Source organism: Mesorhizobium sp. L2C084A000 (assembly GCF_000502875.1).
In the GTDB taxonomy this organism is placed as follows: Bacteria; Pseudomonadota; Alphaproteobacteria; order Rhizobiales; family Rhizobiaceae; genus Mesorhizobium.
Genome location: NZ_AYWX01000006.1, coordinates 184,079 through 205,851, shown reverse-complemented (window position 1 = coordinate 205,851; position 21,773 = coordinate 184,079). Strand labels below are relative to the sequence as shown.

Below are 21,773 nucleotides of genomic sequence, written 5' to 3'. Positions count from 1 at the left end.
ACAAACCTTACCTGCCATAGTAGAGCGTAACCGTGTGCTTCGCTTCGGCGAAGAACAGCCAACGTTCGACCAGCATGCCGGCGAACTGGATTGCAGCAGCAAGTACCGACAGCAACGCTGCCAGCGGCCATGGCAGGGCGAACACAATGGCGAGCAGCCCCAAGGGCAACACGAAAGCCAGAACCTGCGTGATCTGGCGCAGCCGCGCGCTGTGCTTGCGCGCGATGCGAAAACCCATTTCCTTGAGCAGGTAGTTCTCCTCGGTATGCGGCCATTCAAGTGACCGCACCGTGCCGCCAGCCAGCCCGGTCGCGGTGTTGGCGTTGGTCGAGATTTCCAGCCGGTCGTTGTAGCGCCAGGTCGCGAGCTTCCAGCCCCAGCCGAGCAAGGTGAGCAGCGCGGAAGCCACCAGAAGAATTTTCGAGCCGAGAGCAAACCCCTGCAAAAGCGCGTTCAGCAGCACGCTGCCGGTCATCGCCGAAAAGATGAGGTAGCCGGGCAGGGTGAAGCGGCTATGCCATTGGGCGATCGGCTTCAGCGACGCATAGATCATGCCGGTGGTGCAGACGGTAATGATTGCGCCGATGGCGGCCAGAGATCCGGCGATGCCGGCCCAGCCATCTGTCTTGCCGAGAAACACCCAGCCGATGCCGAACAGCCCCGCCGGAATGAAGGTGATGACCGAGGCGACGCCCTCGCGCGACAGCCAGGAACTGCGCCACTGCGAGAACGCCCGCCAGGCGCGTTCGGGGCGGCCGAGATGACCCGTTGAGGACAACAGGCCGGCCACGATCAGGCCGAGTGCCAGCCCCATGCCGATGAAGCCCAGCCAGAAATCGGGCGGGATGATCTGGAAGCCTCCGAGCACGCCCAGCAGCGCGAGCAGGCCATAGCCCGCACCGGTGGCGGTGGTGAAGAAGACGACGGAGAAGGCTGGATGCATGGGTCAGTTCGAAAGCATGCGGTCGACCCAGCCGAGGAAACCGCCTTCGGCCCGCACCGGTTCGAGGGCGGGCGCGGCCACCGAGGCGGCGCGCGTGGTGTGGGCGCGCGGCGGCAAATATTTGTTGGTCGGGCGATAGCCGAGCTCAGGCATCAGGTCGACGCCGCCACGCTCCGCCACCAGTTGCGAAACCGCCGACAGGGGATCGCCGAGATCGCCGAAATGGCGGGCACTGGTCGGGCAAGCGGCGACGCAGGCCGGCACGCGGTCCTCTTCGGCCAGATTGTCATTGTAGATGCGGTCGACGCACAGCGTGCACTTCTTCATCACCCCGACATCAGTATCGAATTCGCGCGCGCCATACGGGCAGGCCCAACTGCACAATTTGCAGCCGATGCATTTGTCCTCGTCGATCAGCACGATGCCGTCCGAGGCCCGCTTGTAGGACGCGCCGGTCGGGCAGACGGTGACGCAGGCCGGCGTCTCGCAATGCAGGCAGGAGCGCGGAAAATTGACGGTGCGCCCGCCCATCTCGGTCGTGTGCTCGTAAGCGTGCACGCGGTTGAACCAGACGCCGTCGACATGGCCGCCATAAGGGTCGATGTCGGTCAGCGGTGCCATGTGGCCGCCGGTGTTCCATTCCTTGCAGGCGGTGACACAGGCCTGGCAGCCGACGCAGGTATCGAGGTCGATCACAAGGCCGAGTTTCTTGCCGCTTTGGCTTGGCAGACAGGTCATTCGGTCGCCTCTCTTGCCCGGCGGAATTCAGCGCCGAAAGTCAGTCTGTCGGGTGAGGGTTCGAAATGCGGTGGCTGCTGGAAACGCTCGAATTGCGGCTCGGTGAAGCCGGCTTCTTCGGCCGCGCATTTGACGATGCGCACGCGTAAATCGAACCATGCCGCCTGGCCGGTCACAGGATCGGAGTTCGAATAGCGTTTGCCCTGAGCGTCAGCCGAGGTCTGGTCGCCGATGATATGGTTGAGCAGGAAGCCGCGGTTGCTCTCGGCCGCGTCGTCCTTCAGCCCCCAGCTGCCGCGCCTTTTGCCGATGGCGTTCCAGGTCCAGACCGTGCTTTCGTTGACCCCGTCGATCAGCTTGATCTGCCCCTTCACCCTGCCGTTGATGCTTTCGATCCACACCCAGTCGTCATCGACAAGGCCAAGGCCGGCTGCCGTCCGGTGATGCACGAACAGCCGGTTCTGGCTGGTGATCTGCCGCAGCCACGCATTCTGCGAGCCCCAGGAATGGTACATGTGCATCGGCCGCTGCGTCAGGGCATGCAGCGGATATTTTTCGAGATCGACGGCCGCTTCCTCGAAGGGCATGTGCCAGAAGGGCAGCGGGTCCATGTAGGTCTCGATGCGCTGGCGATCGCCCTTTGGTGGCAAGACAGAGCCATGCCCACGCGCGGCGAGCCTGAAGCGCTGCAGCGGCTCGGAATAGAGCTGGAAAACGATCGGTTCGGCTTTCGGGATAAAACCCATCTGCACCGCGAAATCGAGATAGGAGCGGTTGGCCATCTTGTAGTAGCGCTGGTCATCCGCGAAATCGTGGTGCCAGAAGCCGCCATTGTCGATGTAGCGCTGCAACTGGTCGGGATTGGCCTCGCCCCTGCCGGTCGAGGTCCCGTCCTTGCCGCGCCAGCCGGCGAGCGGGCCGATGCCTGATGTGCGCTCATGGTTGACGATGTAGTCGGCGTAGTCGGCATACTTGGCCGAGCCGTCGCCGTTGATGAAACCGGGCAGGCCGAGCCGGGCGCCAAGTTCGATCAGCACCGACTGGAACGGCCGGACGTCGCGGTCAGGCTCGACGACGGGATGGCGGATGGCGTCGCCCGGTCCATCGGCATGGCTGATCGGCCGGTCGAGCAGGCTGATGCAGTCGTGGCGCTCGAGATAGGTGGTGTCGGGCAGCACGAGGTCGGCGAACGGCACGGTCTCGGAATAATAGGCATCGGAATAGATGATGAAGGGGATCTTGTAGTTGCCCGCTTCGTCGCTGTCGGTCAGCATGGCAATGGTCTCGACGGTGTTCATCGAGGAATTCCACGCCATGTTCGACATGTACATCATCAGCGTGTCGATCTTGTAGGGATCGCCGGCCCAGGCATTGCGGATAACCGTGTGCATCAGGCCGTGCGCGGCCAGCGGCGCGTCCCAGGAATAAGCCTTGTCGATACGAAGCGGTGTGCCGGCCTCATCAACCAGCAAATCGTCCGGCCCACAGACGAAACCGAGTGGCATGCCGTCAAGCGGCGTCATCGGCTTGACGGTCTTGCCGGCTGGCTTGGGACCGGGCGGAGCGGAGCGGGGGTAGGGCGGCTTGAAACGGAAACCGCCGGGAACATCCACCGTGCCCAGCAACACCTGGAGGAGATGGATGGCGCGGCAGGTGTGAAAGCCGTTCGAATGGGCCGAGATGCCGCGCATGGCGTGCATCGAGACAGGCCGCCCCTTGATCGTCTCGTGCCGGCGCCCGGCCCAATCGGTCCAGGCGATCGGCAGTTCGATCGTCTGTTCGAAGGCGACATGCGCAAGTTCGGCGGCGATCCTGCGGATCGTATCGGCGGCAATGCCGCAGCGCTCGGCGACCGCGTCCGGCGCATAGCTCTCATCGAGGTAGCGGTCGGCGATGAGCTGGAACACCGGGACGCAGTGGCGCCCGCCGATCGTGAAGCTGCCCGTCAGTGCCGGCTTCGCACTGGCATCGGTGGCGCCGACAGGCGTCTTCGCAACCCTGTCCCACGCCAGGGGATTTCCGTCGGCGTCGCGCACGAACAGCCCGTCATCGGCGGCACCCGGCTCCTGCATGACGAGAACATGGGCATTGGTGTAGCGCAGCAGATAATCGAGATCGACGCGGCCCGCCTTGAGCAATTCGTGGATGAGGGCGAACACGAACAGCCCATCGGTGCCGGGCCGAACGCCGATCCAGTCGTCTGCAATGGCATTGTAGCCGGTGCGGCACGGATTGATCGAGACGACCTTGGCGCCGCGCGCCTTGAGTTTGCCGAGGCCGATCTTGATCGGGTTGGAATCATGGTCTTCGGCGACCCCGAACAGCATGAAATACCGGGTGTTGTCCCAGTCGGGCTCGCCGAACTCCCAGAACGAACCGCCGATCGTGTAGAGGCCGCCCGCCGCCATGTTGACCGAGCAGAAGCCGCCATGGGCGGCAAAGTTCGGCGTGCCGAACTGGCTCGCCCACCAGCCGGTCAAGGATTGGGATTGATCGCGGCCGGTGAAGAAGGCGAGTTTCCTGGGGTCGGTCCGGCGGATGGCCGAGAGCCGTTCAGTGGCGATCGAAAACGCCTCCTCCCACTCGATCTCGCGGAACTCCCCCGAGCCGCGCGGCCCGCTGCGCAGCAAGGGCTTCTTGAGCCTAGCCGGGCTGTAGTGCTGCATGATGCCGGAGCTGCCCTTGCCGCAGATCACGCCGCGATTGACCGGGTGGTCCTTGTTGCCGTTGATGTAGCGGACCTTGCCATCCTTGATGTGCACATCGATGCCGCAGCGGCAGGCGCACATGTAGCAGGTCGTCTTGGCGATGCTGTCGGAAACATCAGGCGAGGTGTCGACGCCGTCGCCTTCATCGGGCGCGCGCGTGTCGGCAAGCGGGCGTTGCGATGGTGCCGAATTCGCGCCGCGCGGCGGTCCCTGCATCATGATCCGGTGGCGCCTGTACGACCCATGGACTTGGCCCGCGTCTTCGGTCCGGGGCCGCGCATGTAATGCTCTTCCGGGTGGTAGCGATCGCCGGCCAGCCGCCGTCTTATGCCGCGGGTCCAATGCGCAAGCAGGGATCTGAACCGCCCGACCATTCTGCTCTCTGCGATCTCTCGGCGAATTTTTTCTAACTTCGTTCGAAAACTTAGAATAAAGCTATCGATCTGTCTAATCAGTTGTTCTTGTAAATTCGATCGATATTGGTTCTTAATGCAGACATGACCCTGGACCAGTTGCGGATTTTCGTCGCCGTCGCCGAGCGCGGCCATATGACCAAGGCGGCGGAACTGCTGGGCATTTCGCAGTCGGCCGCATCGGCCGCCATCCGGGCGCTTGAAGAACAGCACGGCGTCCATCTGTTCAACCGCGTCGGCCGCAACATCGAGCTTGCCCAGACCGGCCACCGGTTCCTGCCGGAGGCCAAGGCCGTGCTCGAGCGGGCCGCCGCCGCGCGCAATGTGCTGGAGCATGTCTCACAGACCGTCACCGGCAGCCTCTCGATCGCCGCCAGCCAGACCATCGCCAGCTACTGGCTGCCGCGCCGGCTGGCTTCCTTCCACGAAGCCTATCCGGCCGTCAGGCTGAGCGTCTCCATCGGCAACACCAGGCAGGTCGAGGCCAATGTCCTCGATGGCGCGGCCGATCTCGGCCTGGTCGAAGGCCGGACCGAGTCCGACATACTGCGCCGCACCAAGGTCGACGTCGACAGGCTGATGCTGGTGGTTGCCAGCGCGCATCCGGAGATCCCCGAAGTCGCGCCCGGCCGCCCTGACATCAAGGGCCTGCGCTGGATCATCCGCGAGGGTGGTTCGGGTACGCGCGAGGTGCTGGAGGATCTGGCGCGCCACGAAGGGATTTCGCTCGCCGACCTCCAGATATTCCTGGTGCTGCCGAGTAATGAGGCTATCCGCCAGGCGGTCGAGGCAGGAGCCGGCGCCACCATCATTTCGGAGCTTGTCGTGGCCCGCGCCGTGGCCGAAGGCAGTCTGAGATCGGTGCCGCTCGAACTGCCGAAACGCGACTTCGCCATGATCACTCATCGCGATCGCCAGGCAAGCCTGGCCCAGATGGCGCTCAAGGCGCATCTGGGTACGTCAGCAGACCATGGGTGAGGCAGGCCGGATCAGCCGAACTTCCGCTGGGCGTCCAGCGCCAGGCCAAGTCCGACTGAGCCGAACATGTCGCCCTCGATGACGGACGCCTGCGGCACCAGCGACAGGATTTCTCGCCTTGCCAGCGGGATCGCGGTCGATCCGCCGGTCAGGAACACCGCGGTGATATCGGATGGCTTCACCTCAGCGTCCCGGATGGTCTGCGCCACCGTCGCCGTGATCCGCTCGATGTCCCGGGCAATCGTGGCATCCAGCCCGTTGCGCGTGATTTCGGCGGCGAACTCCGCACCCGGCAGCTTCACCGCGACATCTGCGGACGATCTGTCGGTCAGCTGTATCTTGGCCTTCTCGACAAGAGCCGCCAGCGCATGTCCGTAGCGGTGCTCGACGATGTGGATGAAGCGGTCGACCAGGTCGGCGCGCTCGGCCTCGTAACGGATCTGGCGCAGATGCGTCATCGCCCTGGCGGTGTAGACCAGGTTGATGCGCTGCCATGTCGCGAGGTCGATGAAATAGCTTGCCGGCAGATTGCGCTTGCCGTCCTTGGTTGGCGTCAAATAGCCGAGCTGCGGCATCACATGGGCGATGCTCAGCTGCCGATCGAAATCCGTGCCGCCGATATGGACGCCGCGGCTGGCCAGGATGTCGTCCTTGCGGTCGAGCGACCGGGAGCGCTGCGGCGAGACGCGCACGATCGAGAAGTCCGACGTGCCGCCGCCCATATCGATGATCAGCGCCAGTTCCTCGCGCGTCACCTTCTGCTCGTAGTCGAGCGCCGCCGCGATCGGCTCGAACTGGAAAGCGATGTGCTTGAAGCCCTGGGCACGCGCGGCGTTCTCGAGTTCGCTTTGCGCCTTCGCGTCGGCCTCGGCATCGTCATCGACGAATTGCACCGGCCGGCCAAGCACGACGGTCTCGACCGTATCGCCGGCATCTGCTTCCAGCCTCTTCTTGAGATGGCCGAGGAACATGCCGACGATCTCCATGAAGCCGATCGACCGCGATTTGATGCGGGTCTTTTCATGGGCCAGCGAACTGCCGAGCACGCTCTTCAGAGAGCGCATCAGCCGGCCTTCGATGCTGTCGGTGTAGTTGGCGATGGCGTGGCGGCCGAAGCAGGTGCGGTTGTCCTCGAAGTTGAAGAACACGGCACTGGGCAGCGTGACCTGGCCGTCCTCAAGCACGACGAGGCGCGGCTGCCCGTTGCGGACCACGCCAACGGTGGAGTTCGAAGTCCCGAAGTCGATGCCGCCGAAGGCTGGTCGCATGACAAGTTCCTGTATTTGTCGTCGGCGAGCCAAGAGGCGCCATGAGAAATCGCGCGCTGTCCGGGGACGGGCTGCTCTGCCGAACCGAATTGTTTGTGTCTGCCATTTGGCTGGGGAGCGCGGTCTACCGCATGCCTCGGCAAAGGGAAACCACTTTTCGGGAAAAGTTCTGAAGTGCGTCGCGTTTGAGCGGATTCACGCGACGCACTTCAGGTCTTTGGTTCGATGCATGTCGTCTCCCAAAACCGGGGCCACTTTTGGGCGACATGCATTAATCCCGCCGGAAGATCAGCCTTCCGAGCCAGCCGGTCAGCATGGCCAGCGATATCGCGNATGCCGCCAAATGCCTGATGCATTGCAGCCTCCTGTCATTGGGTCGTCGCTGTGGCAGGCGTCACAAGACGCGCGCCGTCCAGAGGCCGGACCGTTCTGCCGAATGATTGTGCGTGTAACCCGAGGGTTGGGAGGCGGCGGTCTATCGCAAGACTGAGAAAAGGGGAACCCCTTTTCCCCGGAAATGGGTCCTGCGCGTCAATCCCTGCGGAAAATCAGCCTGCCCAGCCAGCCGGTGATCATGGCCAGCGACACGGAGAAGACGCCGTAGAGAAACGAGTAATCATGCGCGACGCGGAAGATCGACTGTTCGAAGCCCGATTTGCGGATTTCGAGCTGGGCCGAGCTTTCCTTGATGAACAGGCCGCTCTTGAACAGGAACGCGCGGGCTTTATGGGTTCCAACTGGCACATTCGGTGCCAGCCTGACGGTGGCGCGGAAAAGGTTCTGCGACAAAAATTGCACGCCGCCGACATTCTCGCTGTAGAGGCCGGTCGCCGACTTGCGCTCCCGCAGTGCCGCCGTGAACTCCTCGATCGTCGCCGGGCTGTCGCCGGCATCGGCGGGCTGCATGTAGAGATTGGAGGCGCCGAGCGACAGCTGCTTGTAGCTGTTGGGTTCGGTGATGTCCTGCAGCGGCCGCGTCGTCGCCACCGAATAGGAGACCGGCACGTTCTCGAAGGTCTCGGAGTCCAGATTGACCCAGACGCCGAGCACCCTGTCCTTGCGGCGCACCACCACCGGTTTGGGCGGACCTTCGAGCACGACGATGACGTCGTAGCGGCCCTGGCGCGCGACGAGTGGATCCGGGTTTTCCAGCGAACCGAAGATGGTCAGGTCAGCCCCGGAAAAGCCGGCGGTGATCGAGACGTTGTCGGTGGAGAGACCGATCTGGATGCCTTCGGTCAGCGGGACCTGTGCCTTCGCCGGCACGGCGGCCGCAAGCAGCGTCAGGAGAATGGCGGTTGCGAATGTGTTGCGAGCCTTCATCAGTTGAGGCCTGCGGCAGACAGCGAATAGAGGTTGGGCGGGGTGACGAAAAGATCGATCGCCAATCGTATCGCCACCGCCAGCACCAGCAGCGCCAGCAAGGCCCTGAGCTGCTCGCCGCGCAGCCTCTGGCCTGCCTTGGCGCCGTACTGCGCACCGGCAACGCCGCCCGCCATCAGCAGGAAGGCCAGCACGACATCGACCGTCTGGTTGGTGGTGGCGTGGACCAGCGTCGTATAGGCGGAGGTGAAGATGATCTGGAACAGCGAGGTGCCGATGACGACGTTGGTCGGCACTTTCAGCAGATAGATCAGTGCCGGCACCATGATGAAGCCGCCGCCGACGCCCATGATCGACGACAGGAAGCCGATGCCGGCGCCAAGGCCAAGTACGGGGATGACGCTGACGAACAGTTTTGACGCCCTGAACCGCATCTTCAGCGGCAAGCGGTGGATCCAGTTGTGCTGGCCGGATTTCTTCAGCACCGGCGCCGCACCGCTGCGCGTGGCGCGCAGCGCATTGACGCTTTCGACCAGCATCAGCCCGCCGACGGTGCCGAGCAGCACGACGTAGAGCAGCGAGATGAACAGGTCGAGCTGGCCGAGGCGGCGCAGGAAGGCGAAGACGTAGATGCCGCCGGTGGAGCCGACAATGCCGCCGGCCAGCAACACCCCGCCGAGCTTGAAATCGAGCGTACCCCGCTTCATGTGCGAAAGGACGCCGGAGACGGAGGAGGCGATGACCTGGTTGGCGCCGGTGGCGACAGCGATCGCCGGGGGTATGTTGTAGAAGATCAACAGCGGCGTGATGAGGAAGCCGCCGCCGACGCCGAACATGCCCGACAGGAAACCCACCGCCGCGCCCATGGCCAGCAGGACGAAGATATTGACGGAAATTTCCGCGATCGGGAGATAGATGCCCACCCGTCAGTCTCGATCAGTTCTGCCTGTCGGCGAATGCAACCGTTGCGGGCATCTTGGACCGACAAGCCAATTCGTTCTTGCGCCGGAGGTGCTGCGAAGTCAAACCACGCTACGCCGCCGAAACAAAAAACATCTCAATCAGTTAACAGGCGAATGTGTGGCAGAGGCGTCGTGGAAACGACGCCTCTGCCGTTATTTGCGCGCCAGCAGCGCCTTGACCAGTTTTTCATCGACTTCGCCGGTCGCCGGCATCTTGTTGTCGGTCTGGAAAGCCATGATCGCGGTCTTCGTCTTCTGGCCCATCTTGCCGTCGGCGCCGCCGGCGTCGTAGCCGTTCTTGTTGAGAATGCGCTGGATGTTCTGGACGGCTTTCTTCATGTCGATGCTGGCTGTCGTCTGCGGTGTGCCGTCCTGCCAGGATTCGGGAATGTCGGCCGAATTGGCCGCCGCATCCAGCGGCTTGGCCTTCCACAGTTCGGTCGCGGCGCGGGCGCGTTCGAGTTGCTCGGGCCGCAGCGCATTGGCGATCTCGTCACGCTTGGCCGCCGCATCCTTGTCGCCGGTCTTGGCGACGAGCGCGAACCATTTGTAGGATTCCTCGAGGTTCTGCTTCATGCCGACGCCCTTGGCGGCGAGGATGCCGAGGTTGAACTGGCTGTCCTTGACGCCGACGTCGGCCGCCGCCTGGAACCAGTGCGCGGCCGATTCATTGTCGGTCACGCCGTCTGCCGCCATGGCGAACAGGACGGCCAGATTGTGCATGCCGCTGGCGTTACCCTGTGCTGCGGCAAGCTGGTACCAGGTCTTCGCTTTCTTGATGTCGCGCGCGACGCCGATGCCCTTTTCGTAGAAATTTCCGATGCGGTATTCGGCCGGCGCGAAGCCGAGTTCCGCCGATTTCTCGTACCATTTGGCCGCTGCCGCCATGTCTTCCTTGACGCCGCGCGACTCGGCATAGCGCGAGCCGATTTCGAACAGCGCCTTGGCGTCGCCGCCGGCGGCGGCATCACGCAAGGCGGGCGGGCCGGCGTCAGCGGGAATGTCGAACTTTGCCGTCGTCGCCGGCGAAGCGTCCACCGGCGGAACCGCGCCCGTGGTGTCCTTGGCGATGGTCGGCTCTGCCGCCATAGGCTGGATGCCGGTGTCGGTATCGGCAGCTTCCGGGGCGACCGGAACGGTCGAGGGCGGCGCAGCCGGGGCTGTTGTCTCGGACACCGCTGGGTTCGCATCGGCCGATGTGGCCAAGGCGACGGGCGCCGGAACCGGCTCGGCGGTCGGCGCGGCACCCATCGACGGCTCGGCGCCTGACGGCGTGGCAATCATGCTTTGCGCGGCCATGTCGTCCTTGGTTGCCGGTGCGGACGGCTCGGCCTGTCTGACGGCATGGTCCGGCGCGCTTTCCACTGCCGCGGGCTGCGCGTCCGTCTTTGGCTGGCTCGCGGCATCGAGCGAGGCGGTCTGCACCGGCTGCGAGGCGACGATCGGCGCGACATCGTTGCTCGCCACCTGGGCCGGATCAGCGAAGAAGGCCTTGCCCAGTTGCAGAGCGCCCAGCGCCAGCAGGATCGCGGTTGTCCCCATCAGGATTGGCTTGCGCCGTGCCTTGAGCAGGTCGCCGATCCGCAGCGCCTTCACCGGTCCGGTCACCGTCGACTGGCGCTTCAGCGCATCGGCCTCGGCGGCCGCGGCCTGCGCCGCGCGCCGGGCCGCGGCGATGAAATCCGATTTGGCGGCATCGGTGTCGCTGGGCTTGGCCGGCTGGCCGCGCTCGTCACGCACGCGCTTCATGATGGCATTGAGGTCAGGTGCGCCGGAGCCGGGCTCCAGCGGCCGGTTGGCCATTTTCGGATCGAGCGGCTCGTCGAGATCGACGCTCGGGATCGGGGCACTCGGCGCCGAGCCGGCCAGTGGCGGCATGTCCGCCTCCTTCTTGCCCTTGAAGGCGCGAGCCAGGCCACCGAACAACGACTTGCGGCCGCCTGCCTGTTCGCCTTTCTCGGCGATCGTGTCCGAACCGAGCGCGGCCATGGCAGCCGCCGCCGCAGCCTCGGCCGGCGTGCGCGTGCCGATACCAATACCCAGGTCGCCACGCGTACCCAGGTCGCCACGCGCACTCGGCTCGTTGCGCAGGATGGCGGCGGCACGGCCATCGAGATCGGCCATGTCCCCGGTCAATGGCAGGGGCTGATCGATATCCATCGACGGCGCGTCGACAGCCATCTTGGGCCGCCGGGCGCCGCGCCAGTTGCTCGGCTCGGCCGGTGCCGCATCCAGCAATTCGCTCATCGCCTCGACCGGCTCGCCGGGTTCGAGCGAACCTAGCCGGTCGACGATCTTGAGCAACGTGTCGTGGATGGCCTCGAACGTTCTCGAATTGCGCTCGTCGGAGCGCCGCGTCAGCGTTTCAAGTGTCTTCAAATCCTGGGCGAGGCCGGAAACCGCGGTCGTATTGGCGCTCGAACCGGCCAGCGATTGCACTGCGTTCTCGGCCGCTTCGCGCGCCGCGCCAAGGATGGAATCGCGGGTTCCTGCGAGCGACTTTTCAATTTCGTTGAGACGCGGGCTGATGTCCTCGAATTCCGGCAGCGGGGTGCTGGGCTTGGAAAGATGAGCGGACAGGCCGGCAACCTGTGCTTCCAGGCTGCGGATCAGCGCCGGATCGATGCCGGCGACCTGTGCGGCCGACGCGTCCAGCCGGCTTGAAATGTCTTCGAGCCGGCTCTCCAGGCCGCGGATCGCGGCTTCGCCCGCGGGATCGGGCACACGCGTTTCCATACGCTTGGCGAGCGCCGTAAAGCGGGCATCGATGGCTTCCATGATGCCGGCGCTGTCGACCTGCGGCATGCGCTGGTCGAGCCTGTCGGCAACCTCGTCCAGTCTGCGCTCGAGATCGCGGAACAGCATGTTGCCCTGTTCGATGGCGTCACCCTGGCGGCGTTCCATCATGCTCGACAGCACGTCGAAGCGCTGCTCCAGCCCATGGAAGATGTAGTCGGCGTCAGGCATGGCGGGCGCCTGGTCGATCTTGTCGGCGATGAGTGCGATCTGCTTGGCCAGGCGCTCCATCGCCTGCTCGGGCAGATTGGCGCGACCGCCGAGCTCGTCGACCCGACCGGACAGCGTGCTCAGCCGGTCCATGACCGCGTTGCCTGGACGATCCTGCGCCACTTCCTCGATCTGGCTGGCAAGCGAGTCGATCCGCCTCTCGATGCGCTCGAAAGCCTCGTGGTCGAATGAATTGGCTTGCGCCGCGACCGTGGATGCGACGATGGCGCGGGAGATCTCGTCCAGCCGCTCGTCGATCATGCCAAGTGTGTCGCTGCCGCGATTGTCCTGCTGGCTGGCGAAATGGTCGACAGCGCCGGCAAGCGTGCGCACCTTCTCCTCCAGCGAGCGCAGCGACAACGATTCCGGCAAATTGTTGACGGCATTGCTGATCTGCTCCAGCCGGGCGGTCAGAGCGGACAGGCCCGGGTCGTCCGAGCGCTTGCGCTGGTCGGCGTCGACGCGGTCTTCGAACGCCGTCCAGCGGCGATCGAAATCGTCCCAGCGGCGGTCGACCTTCTGCACACTCTCTTCGCGTGCCAGCGTTTCGAGTGCGGCTTTGACCTGTTCAAGCTCGAGCCGCAGCATGTTGACGCTTCTGTCGTCGCTCTTCTCGGCCAGGGTCTGGATGGCGCCCGAAAGCCGCTCGAACTCAAGGCCGAGTTCAGCACTGCCCTTGGCCGAAGCACCGGGCCTTGCGCCTGACTGGAATGCCCGCTCGATGTCCTTGCGCAGCGCTTCGAATTCCCGCTGCAGACCTGCGGTCATCTGGTGGCGCAGTTCCTCGCGCATGCCGCGCAATTCGCCGGCGATCTTGCCGACCATGGCAACGCCATCCTCCTGGCCGCGCACGCGATCGATATCGCGGGCAATGGCCTGGTAATTCTGCTCGAAAGCGGCGGCTCCCTGCAGCGGGCTCTTCGGACGCGGCGCGGGCTGCGGGTCCTCATACCAGCGCTGCTGGCCAGAGGGCCGGGCGGCGGGATAGCGCGCGTCGGCACCATATTGGCGGGGATCGGGTTGGCGCAGATCTGGTTGGCGGGGATCGGGACGTGCCATCGGATCCTCGCGCGTCCGCTCCAGCCGCTGCTCCAGCGTCTCCAGCGACTGGTTCAACTGCTCGAGCGTGGTCTGCGGCCTGCGCTGCCTGCCGGCATTGAGTGTATCGAGATAGGACCGCTTGCTGTTCATCGGTGCGTCCGTCTTTCAGAATGGCTGGCTCGCGGCCAGTTCCCCCAGGTCCCTATCGGAACGAAGGCGACCGGCGGCGATGCCGCGGCGGAAGACGAGCTTCCCGGGCTCTCGCCCGCGCTCCGAAAAACCGTGAAAAATTCGATACAGGATAAACACGGGTAGCCGACGCGCCCACATTTCCCCCAACGTGGTAAACAACGCGTTAACCAAACTTAAGAAATTGAAAGGATGTCGGCTGCTGGCCTGACGGTGCGGCATAAAGGGCGGCGCGCAGAACGCCCTTGCGTCATCATGCGGCAATCGGTATAGAATTGACGTAAACGTAAAAGGCGCATTGAGCGCATGTTTGCGATTTGTTTGTTGAAACCACGACTGGAAGCAGGCCCCCGCTTCCAGTCAGGCGACGCACGGTCCGGGACCGCGACGCCACCAGACGGGGAAGCCAGTGACCATGAAGCTTATCTCGGCCGGCGAGACCGCGGCCAATACCAATATGTCTGCCGAAGCCGGCGAGGACCTCGTCCGCATCGGCGAGATGGCGAAGAAATATGGAGTGACGCTGCGCACGCTGCGTTTCTACGAAGACAAAGGCCTGCTCAACCCGCAGCGTGACGGGTCGACCCGTCTCTACACGCGCCGCGACAAGGCCCGCCTCAAGCTGATCCTGCTTGGCCGCAAGGTCGGGTTCTCGCTGCGTGACGTCAAGCAGATGATGGATCTCTACGATCCGACCGGTTCAAACACCAAGCAGCTCAAGCTCGCGCTGGACAAGTCGGAAAAGCAGCTTGCCCGCCTGCAGAAGCAAAGGGCGCTGATCGACGACGCCATCAACGAGCTGAGCGGCTCGATGTCGGCGGTGCGCCAGATGCTGAGCGAGCGTTCGGCGCCGCAGGCGAGCGCCGCCAGCTAAAGCAATTCCGTCAGGAGTTGCGCCAGACACCAAGTCGTCCGCTGATTGTCCGAGTTCTGTCGAGCCGCGTGGCCTGCCACGCGGCTTTCGTTGTCCTGGCCCACTCTTATGGCCTTTCGGCGCTGGCTTGCGCAACGTCGCGCCGCTACGCTCATTGCTCCAGTGGGCGGGGAATCTTGTCGCATCGAAAAAATTGACGTTTACGCAAACGTCAATTTTTGCTATCCCACTCCCAATATGGGTCCGCATGCCGCCCTGGCTTGTCTTCGGGGTATTCGGACCGGGTTTGCAGGGTGGAGAAAAAGCATGCCGACATACAGGGCTCCGGTACAGGATACGCTGTTCGTGCTCAACGAGGTTCTGGGTTACCAGCGTTATTCGAACCTTCCCGGATTTGCCGATGCCACGCCCGATGTACTCGAGGCGATCCTCGCCGAAGGCGCCAAGCTCGCCGAAAACGTCATGCATCCGCTGAACCGTGTCGGCGACATGGAAGGCTGTGTGCGTCACGACGATGGCTCGGTGACCACGCCGAAAGGCTTCAAGGAGGCCTTCGACCAGTATCGTGAGGGCGGCTGGATGGGATTGGCCGCACCCGTCGAGTTCGGCGGCCAGGGCCTGCCCTATGCCGTGCACACCGCTGTCGCCGAATATATGGTCTCGGCCAATATGTCCTTGATGATGTATCCGGGCCTGACGCAGGGTGCGATCGCCGCGATCATCACCCACGGCACCGACGAGCAGAAGGCGACATGGTTGCCGAGGATGATCGAGGGTGCCTGGACCGGCACCATGAACCTGACCGAGCCGCATTGCGGCACGGATCTCGGCCTGTTGCGCACCAAGGCGGTGCCGAACGGCGATGGCACCTATAAAATTTCAGGCCAGAAGATCTTCATCTCGGCCGGCGAACACGACATGTCGGACAACATCGTCCATCTGGTTCTGGCCCGCATCGAGGGCGCGCCGGAAGGCGTCAAGGGCATCTCGCTGTTCATCGTGCCGAAGCTCAAGCTCGACCCGTCGGGCAATCCGGGCACCAGGAACACCGTCTCCTGCGGCTCGATCGAGGAGAAGATGGGCATCCATGGCAATTCGACCTGCGTCATGAACTATGACGAGGCTGAGGGCACGCTGCTCGGCGAGGCCAATGGCGGCCTGAAGGCGATGTTCACGATGATGAACGAGGCGCGCCTTGGTGTGGGCCTGCAAGGGCTTTCGCTGTCGGAGATCGCCTACCAGAACGCTGTCGGCTACGCCAAGGACCGTTTGCAGGGCCGCTCATTGTCGGGGCCGAAGGCGCCGGACAAGAAGGCCGACCCGATCATCGTCCATCCCGACATCCGCCGCAGCCTGATGACCATGAAAGCCTTCAACGAGGCCGGCCGCGCGCTGGCGCTGTGGACGGCGATCAAGTCCGATATTGCCCACCGCTCCGGCGACGATAAGGACCGCCAGGCCGCCGACGATTACACCGGCCTGATGACACCGGTGGTCAAGGGCGTGCTCACGGACAAAGGGTTCGACCACGCCGTCATGGCGCAGCAGGTGTTCGGCGGTCACGGCTACATAGAAGAGCATGGCATGAGCCAGTTCGTGCGCGATGCCCGCATCGCCATGATCTATGAAGGCGCCAACGGCATCCAGGCGCTCGACCTCGTCGGCCGCAAGCTCGGCCTGAATGGCGGCCGCGCCGTGCAGGCCTTCTTCAAGGAGGTCGGTGAGTTCTGCGAGGAGAACCGCTCCGACGAGAAGATGGCGCCATTCACCAAGGCGCTGAAGAAAGGTCTCAACGATTTGCAGGCGGCGACCATGTGGCTGGTGCAGAACGGCATGGCCAAGCCCGACAATGCCGGTGCGGCCTCGACCGACTACATGCATCTCTTCGGCCTGGTTGCTCTGGGCTATATGTGGGCGCAGATGGCCAAGGTGGCACTTGGCAAGACTGACGCCAATGGCGCGCAATCCTCTTATGAAAACAACGTGGCTTTCTACGACAACAAGGTCGTGACGGGGCGCTTCTTCATGGAGCGGATCATGCCGGAGACGTCGGCGCATCTCGCCCGCATTTCGAGCGGCGCCGACACATTGATGGCACTGCCGGCGGAAGCGTTCTAAAGATGACCTGCGTCCCCCTCCCTCTCGAGGGGAGGGTGGCCCGAAGGGCCGGGAGGGGTCGTTGCGGCAGTGCGCCGGCTTCAGTTTCGATGATGCATCTCGGGAGGAGTATCATACCAGCATGACCAACCCAGCTGAAATCCTTGGCCTTCCGAAGCCCGCCTGGGCGGCGGACGAGGTCGGCATGCTCTACGACATGGCGCATCGCTTCATGTCGGAGGAGATCGCGCCGCGCTACGACGAGTTCGAGAAGAACGAGATGGTCGATCGCGAAAGCTGGCTGAAGGCAGGTTCCGCCGGCCTGCTCTGCGCCTCGATGCCGGAGGAATATGGCGGTTCCGGCGGCACATTCGCGCATGAGAGCGCTATCATCGAGGCCATCGGCCATGTCGGTGTCGACGGGTTCGGCATCGGCCTGCACAATTCGATCGTCGCCCCTTATATCCTCCACTACGGCTCCGAGGAGCAGAAAAAGAAATGGCTGCCGAAACTGGCGACCGGCGAGCTGATCGGCGCCATCGCCATGACCGAGCCCGGCGCCGGCTCCGACCTGCAGGGCGTCAAGACGCGGGCGCAGAAGGATGGCAACCAGTACAAGATCAACGGTTCCAAGACCTTCATCACCAATGGGCAGCTTGCGAACTTCATCATCGTCGTCACCAAGACCGATCCGGAGAAGGGCGCCAAGGGCACCTCGCTGATCGTCGTCGAGACCGACGAGGTCGAAGGTTTTCAGCGCGGCCGTAACCTCGACAAGATCGGGCTCAAGGCCAACGACACGTCGGAGCTGTTCTTCAACGACATGCGCGTGCCGACCTCCAACCTGCTCGGCCACGAGGAAGGGCAGGGCTTCGTCCAGCTGATGCAGCAACTGCCGCAGGAGCGACTGCAGATCGGCACCGGCGCCATTGCGATGATCGAGCGGGCGCTGGCGCTGACTATTCGTTACGTCAAGGAGCGCAAGGCGTTCGGCAAGGCGATCATCGATTTCCAGAACACCCAGTTCAAGCTGGCCGAACTCAAGACCGAGGCCACCATCGGCCGCGTCTTCTACAATGATTGCGTCACCCGCCACATCGCCGGCGGCCTCGATCCTGTGACCGCGTCGATGGCCAAGTACTGGCTCAGCGACCTGCAGGGAAAAGTAGTCGACGAATGCCTTCAACTGCATGGCGGCTATGGCTACATGAATGAATATCCGATCGCCCGCATGTTCCGCGACGCTCGCGTCCAGCGCATCTACGGCGGCACCAATGAGATCATGAAATTGCTGATCGGCCGCTCTCTCTGAGGGCAACGACCGGCAAACCCAAGGAGCAAGCAAATGGCTGAAGCTTATGTCTATGACGCTGTGCGCACACCGCGCGGCAAGGGCAAGAAGGACGGATCGCTGCACGAGGTGCCGGCGGTGCGGCTTGCCGCCAAGACGCTCGAGGCGCTGCGCGACCGCAATGGGCTCGACACCGGCAATGTCGATGACATCATCTTCGGCTGCGTCGATCCGGTCGGCGAAGCCGGCTCGGTCATTCCGCGCGCCGCCGCCTTCGAGGCCGGCTACGACACCAAGGCGCCCGGCATGCAGATCTCACGCTTCTGCGCTTCCGGGCTCGACGCCATCAATTTCGGCGCCGCCAAGATCGCGCAGGGCGCCGATGAGATCGTCATTGCCGGCGGCGTCGAATCGATGTCGCGTGTCGGCATGGGCGCCTCGGGCGGCGCCTGGTTCATGGATCCTTCGGTCGGCCTGCCCGGCTGGTTCGTGCCGCAAGGCATCTCGGCCGACCTGATCGCCACCAAATACGGCTTCAGCAGAGACGACGTCGACGCCTATGCGGTCGAGAGCCAGAAGCGCGCCGCCAAATCCTGGGCCGATGGCCGCTTCAAGAATTCCGTCGTCCCGATCAAGGACCAGAACGGCCTGACCATCCTCGACCATGACGAACATATGCGCCCGTCCACCGACATGCAGTCGCTGGCCTCGCTCAACCCGTCCTTCGTCATGCCNGCCAACATCGGCTCCGAGCCGGTGCTGATGCTGACCGGCCCGGTCGACGTCACCGAGAAGCTGTTGAAGCGCGCCAAGATGAAGCTCTCGGACATCGACCTGTTCGAGCTCAACGAAGCCTTCGCTTCGGTGGTGCTGCGCTACATGCAGGCGTTCGACATCGATCACGACAAGATCAACGTCAATGGCGGTGCTATCGCTATGGGTCATCCGCTCGGCGCCACCGGCGCGATGATCTTCGGCACGGTGCTGGACGAACTCGAGCGCCGCGATCTCAACACCGCTCTGGTGACGCTGTGCATCGGCGCCGGCATGGGAACCGCAACCATCATCGAACGCGTCTGACGGGGAGAGAAACGATGAGCTACACCAATTTCACCCTCGACATCGACGCCGACGGCATTGCGCTGGTCACCTGGGACATGCCTGGCCGCTCGATGAACGTTTTCACCGAAGAGGCGATGCGGGAATTGAACGCCATTGTCGACAAGGTGGCTGGTGATGCCGCCATCAAGGGCGCCGTGATCACTTCCGGCAAGGACACCTTCTCCGGCGGTGCCGACATCACCCTGCTGCAGAAGATGCTGACGACCTTCGCCGCGGAAAAGGGCAAGGACGCCGAAAAGGCGACCAAGGCGCTGTTCGACAATGCCGGCATGATGACCGGCCTGTTTCGCAAGCTGGAAACTTGCGGAAAGCCGTGGGTGTCGGCGATCAACGGCACCTGCATGGGCGGCGCCTTCGAATTGTCGCTCGCCTGCCACGGCCGTGTCGCCGCCGACAGCGACAAGGTGAAGATGGCGCTTCCGGAGGTGAAGATCGGCATCTTCCCGGGCGCCGGCGGCACCCAGCGCGTGCCGCGGCTGACCGATCAGCAGCAGGCGCTGCAGATGCTGACCTCCGGCCAGACACTGTCGCCGCAGAAGGCCAAGTCTATGGGCCTGATCCATGAGATCGCCGAGCCGGTCAGATTGGTCGAGACCGCCAAGGCGATGATCAGGAACGGCCTGAAGCCGGTCGCTCCTTGGGACGAGAAGGGTTTCAAGCTGCCCGGCGGCCCGATCTACTCGGTGGCGGGCGCCAATCTGTGGCCACCGGCCATCGCCATCCTGCGTCGCGAGACCTACGGCAACTATCCCGCCGCCGCCGCGATCCTCAAATGCGTCTATGAAGGCCTGCTGGTGCCGTTCGACACCGCCTTGCGCATCGAGCAGCGCTATTTCACCGAGATCATGCAGACCAGGGAAGCGGCGGCGATGATCCGCTCGTTGTTTGTGTCGCTGCAGGAACTGAACAAGGGCGCCCGCCGCCCGGCCGGCGTGCCCGAAACCAAGTTCAAGAAGGTCGGCATTCTCGGGGCCGGCTTCATGGGCGCGGGCATCGCCTATGTCACCGCCAAGGCCGGCGTCCCGGTGGTGCTGCTCGACCGTGATCTGGAGTCGGCTACCAAGGGCAAGGCGCATTCCGACGGCCTGATCTCGGATCAGGTTAAGAAGGGCCGCGCCAAGCCGGAGGACAAGGACAAACTGCTGTCGCTGATCACGCCGACGGCGGACTATGCCGACCTTGCCGGCTGCGATCTGGTGGTCGAGGCCGTTTTCGAGGATTCGAGCGTGAAGAAGAGCGCCACCGAACAGGCGGAAGCCGTGCTGAAGCCATCGGCGATCTTCGCGTCGAACACCTCCACCATCCCGATCTCGTCGCTGGCCAAGAATTCGGCGCGGCCGAAGAATTTCATCGGCATCCATTTCTTCTCGCCGGTCGACAAGATGATGCTGGTCGAGATTATTTTGGGCAAGAAGACCGGCGACAAGGCGCTGGCCACCGCGATCGACTTCGTTCGCGCCATCAAGAAGACGCCGATCGTCGTCAACGACACGCGCGGCTTCTACGTCAATCGCTGCGTGCTGCGCTACATGTCGGAAGCCTACAAGATGCTGATCGAGGGCGTTCCCGCGCCGATGATCGAGAACGCGGCGAAGGCAGCCGGCATGCCGGTCGGCCCCCTGGCGCTGACCGACGAGACCGCCATCGACCTTGCCCAGAAGATCATGAAGCAGACCATCAGGGATTTGGGCGACAAGGCGGTCGATCCCAAGCAGATGGCGCTGATCAACACCATGGTCGACGATCACGGCCGCTTCGGCCGCAAGAACGGCAAGGGTTTTTACGATTACCCGGCAAAGCCCGCCAAGAAGAAGCTGTGGCCGGGCCTTAGGGATCTCTATCCGCAGCTTGCACCCGAGAAGGTCGATTATGGGGAACTGCAGCAGCGGCTGCTGGTCACCATCGCGCTGGAAGCGGCGCGGGTGATGGAAGAAGGCATCGTCACCGACCCGCGCGAGGCCGATGTCGGCTCGATCCTCGCTTTCGGCTTCGCTCCCTACACCGGCGGTGCGCTGTCCTACATCGACGGCATCGGCGCCAAGGCGTTCGTCAAGATCGCCAAGAACCTGCAGAAGAAATACGGCGCCGAGTTCAAGGCGCCCAAGCTGCTGCTCGACATGGCCGAGAAGGGCGAGAGCTTCTACCAGCGCTTCGATCCCTATGCGAAAGGCGACGTGAAGCAGGCAGCCTGACGCATGAGCAAAATCAAGCGTCTTGCAGCGTCCTTTGCGCGTCCAAGAGGACGCGCGGCGCTGTAATGTATGTCTGGGCGCGCATGGTGCGCATGATGGCCACGGCACGCAGCCGTGGCCCCTATGTGATGGGCGGCGAAGGCCGGCTGGCTTTCCGCTGCCTGCCGACCGACATCGATTTCAACATCCATCTCAACAATGCGCGCTACATGATGCTGGCCGATCTCGGCCGCATCGACCTGTTTGTTCGTGCAGGCCTCATCACGCTGGCAAGGAAGAATGGCTGGGCGCCGATGATGGGCGGACTGCAGGCGGTCTATGCACGCGAGATCAGGCTGTGGCGCCGCTTCGAAGTGGTGTCCTCGATCGAGACCTGGGAAGGCACCCAGGTTGTCGGCAAGCACCGCTTCGTCCTCGACAATGGCGAGACGGCCGCGTTGATCCTGACGACGGCCGGCGTCTACGATCGCAAGGCTCGCAACTTCCTTGAGATTGACGAGGTCGTTGCGGCACTTGGTCGTGCCGTGAACCCGCGGCCACCGACGCAAACGGAGCGGATTTTCATGACATCGCACCAGGGTCTGCGCAGCTTGGCCAAGGGCGTCGATCGATCCCGGTAATCGGACTT

Annotated in this window: 14 protein-coding genes; 7 read left to right on the top strand and 7 right to left on the bottom strand. The window is 63.7% G+C overall.

Annotated features, from left to right (window positions below; genetic code table 11):
- Positions 1-7: 7 nt before the first annotated feature.
- Genes X735_RS150830 through X735_RS150840 form a run of 3 tightly spaced genes read right to left on the bottom strand, consistent with a single transcriptional unit; the run spans position 8 to position 4,608 of the window.
- The gene (locus X735_RS150830; RefSeq protein ID WP_023811365.1) at positions 8-943 is read right to left on the bottom strand and encodes a DmsC/YnfH family molybdoenzyme membrane anchor subunit; all 936 of its coding nucleotides are present in this window, start codon (positions 941-943) and stop codon (positions 8-10) included.
- A 3-nt stretch (positions 944-946) separates the two neighbouring features.
- A complete protein-coding gene (locus X735_RS150835; RefSeq protein ID WP_023811364.1) occupies positions 947-1,681 on the bottom strand; it encodes a 4Fe-4S dicluster domain-containing protein in 735 nt (244 codons plus the stop codon).
- On the bottom strand, positions 1,678-4,608 hold the full coding sequence (locus X735_RS150840) for a molybdopterin oxidoreductase family protein (protein WP_031213297.1): 2,931 nt from the start codon (positions 4,606-4,608) through the stop codon (positions 1,678-1,680). The genes X735_RS150835 and X735_RS150840 overlap by 4 nt, the downstream gene beginning before the upstream one ends.
- A 278-nt stretch (positions 4,609-4,886) precedes the next feature.
- Here X735_RS150840 and X735_RS150845 point away from each other — a divergent pair, with 278 nt between their 5' ends.
- A complete protein-coding gene (locus X735_RS150845; protein ID WP_023811362.1) occupies positions 4,887-5,780 on the top strand; it encodes a LysR family transcriptional regulator in 894 nt (297 codons plus the stop codon).
- Positions 5,781-5,791: 11 nt separating this feature from the next.
- Here the strand turns inward: X735_RS150845 and X735_RS150850 are convergent, their stop codons facing one another.
- The 4 genes from X735_RS150850 to X735_RS150865 form a co-directional block, all read right to left on the bottom strand.
- Complete coding sequence (locus tag X735_RS150850; protein ID WP_023811361.1) at positions 5,792-7,048, bottom strand: Hsp70 family protein; 1,257 nt, start codon at positions 7,046-7,048, stop codon at positions 5,792-5,794.
- 531 nt (positions 7,049-7,579) lie between these two features.
- Positions 7,580-8,371, bottom strand: a complete 792-nt coding sequence (locus X735_RS150855; RefSeq protein WP_023811360.1) for a TIGR02186 family protein — start codon at positions 8,369-8,371, stop codon at positions 7,580-7,582.
- Complete coding sequence (locus X735_RS150860) at positions 8,371-9,294, bottom strand: sulfite exporter TauE/SafE family protein (RefSeq protein WP_023811359.1); 924 nt, start codon at positions 9,292-9,294, stop codon at positions 8,371-8,373. The genes X735_RS150855 and X735_RS150860 overlap by 1 nt, the downstream gene beginning before the upstream one ends.
- Positions 9,295-9,486: 192 nt before the next feature.
- Entirely contained in the window at positions 9,487-13,530 is a 4,044-nt protein-coding gene (locus X735_RS150865) for a peptidoglycan-binding protein (RefSeq protein ID WP_023811358.1), read from the bottom strand.
- A 454-nt stretch (positions 13,531-13,984) separates the two neighbouring features.
- On the opposite strand from X735_RS150865, the gene X735_RS150875 reads away from it, so the two are divergent.
- The 6 genes from X735_RS150875 (at position 13,985) to X735_RS150900 (ending at position 21,765) form a co-directional block, all read left to right on the top strand.
- Positions 13,985-14,443, top strand: a complete 459-nt coding sequence (locus X735_RS150875; RefSeq protein WP_013533661.1) for a MerR family DNA-binding transcriptional regulator — start codon at positions 13,985-13,987, stop codon at positions 14,441-14,443.
- A 306-nt stretch (positions 14,444-14,749) separates the two neighbouring features.
- The gene (locus X735_RS150880) at positions 14,750-16,561 is read left to right on the top strand and encodes an acyl-CoA dehydrogenase (protein ID WP_023811356.1); all 1,812 of its coding nucleotides are present in this window, start codon (positions 14,750-14,752) and stop codon (positions 16,559-16,561) included.
- 121 nt (positions 16,562-16,682) lie between these two features.
- Entirely contained in the window at positions 16,683-17,852 is a 1,170-nt protein-coding gene (locus X735_RS150885; RefSeq protein ID WP_023811355.1) for an acyl-CoA dehydrogenase family protein, read from the top strand.
- 33 nt (positions 17,853-17,885) lie between these two features.
- Complete coding sequence (locus X735_RS150890) at positions 17,886-18,911, top strand: acetyl-CoA acetyltransferase (protein WP_023811354.1); 1,026 nt, start codon at positions 17,886-17,888, stop codon at positions 18,909-18,911.
- A gap of 14 nt (positions 18,912-18,925) precedes the next feature.
- Complete coding sequence (locus tag X735_RS150895; protein ID WP_023811353.1) at positions 18,926-21,145, top strand: 3-hydroxyacyl-CoA dehydrogenase NAD-binding domain-containing protein; 2,220 nt, start codon at positions 18,926-18,928, stop codon at positions 21,143-21,145.
- A 65-nt stretch (positions 21,146-21,210) separates the two neighbouring features.
- Positions 21,211-21,765, top strand: coding sequence for a thioesterase family protein (locus tag X735_RS150900; protein WP_023811352.1), 555 nt, complete (start codon positions 21,211-21,213; stop codon positions 21,763-21,765).
- Positions 21,766-21,773 lie beyond the last annotated feature (8 nt).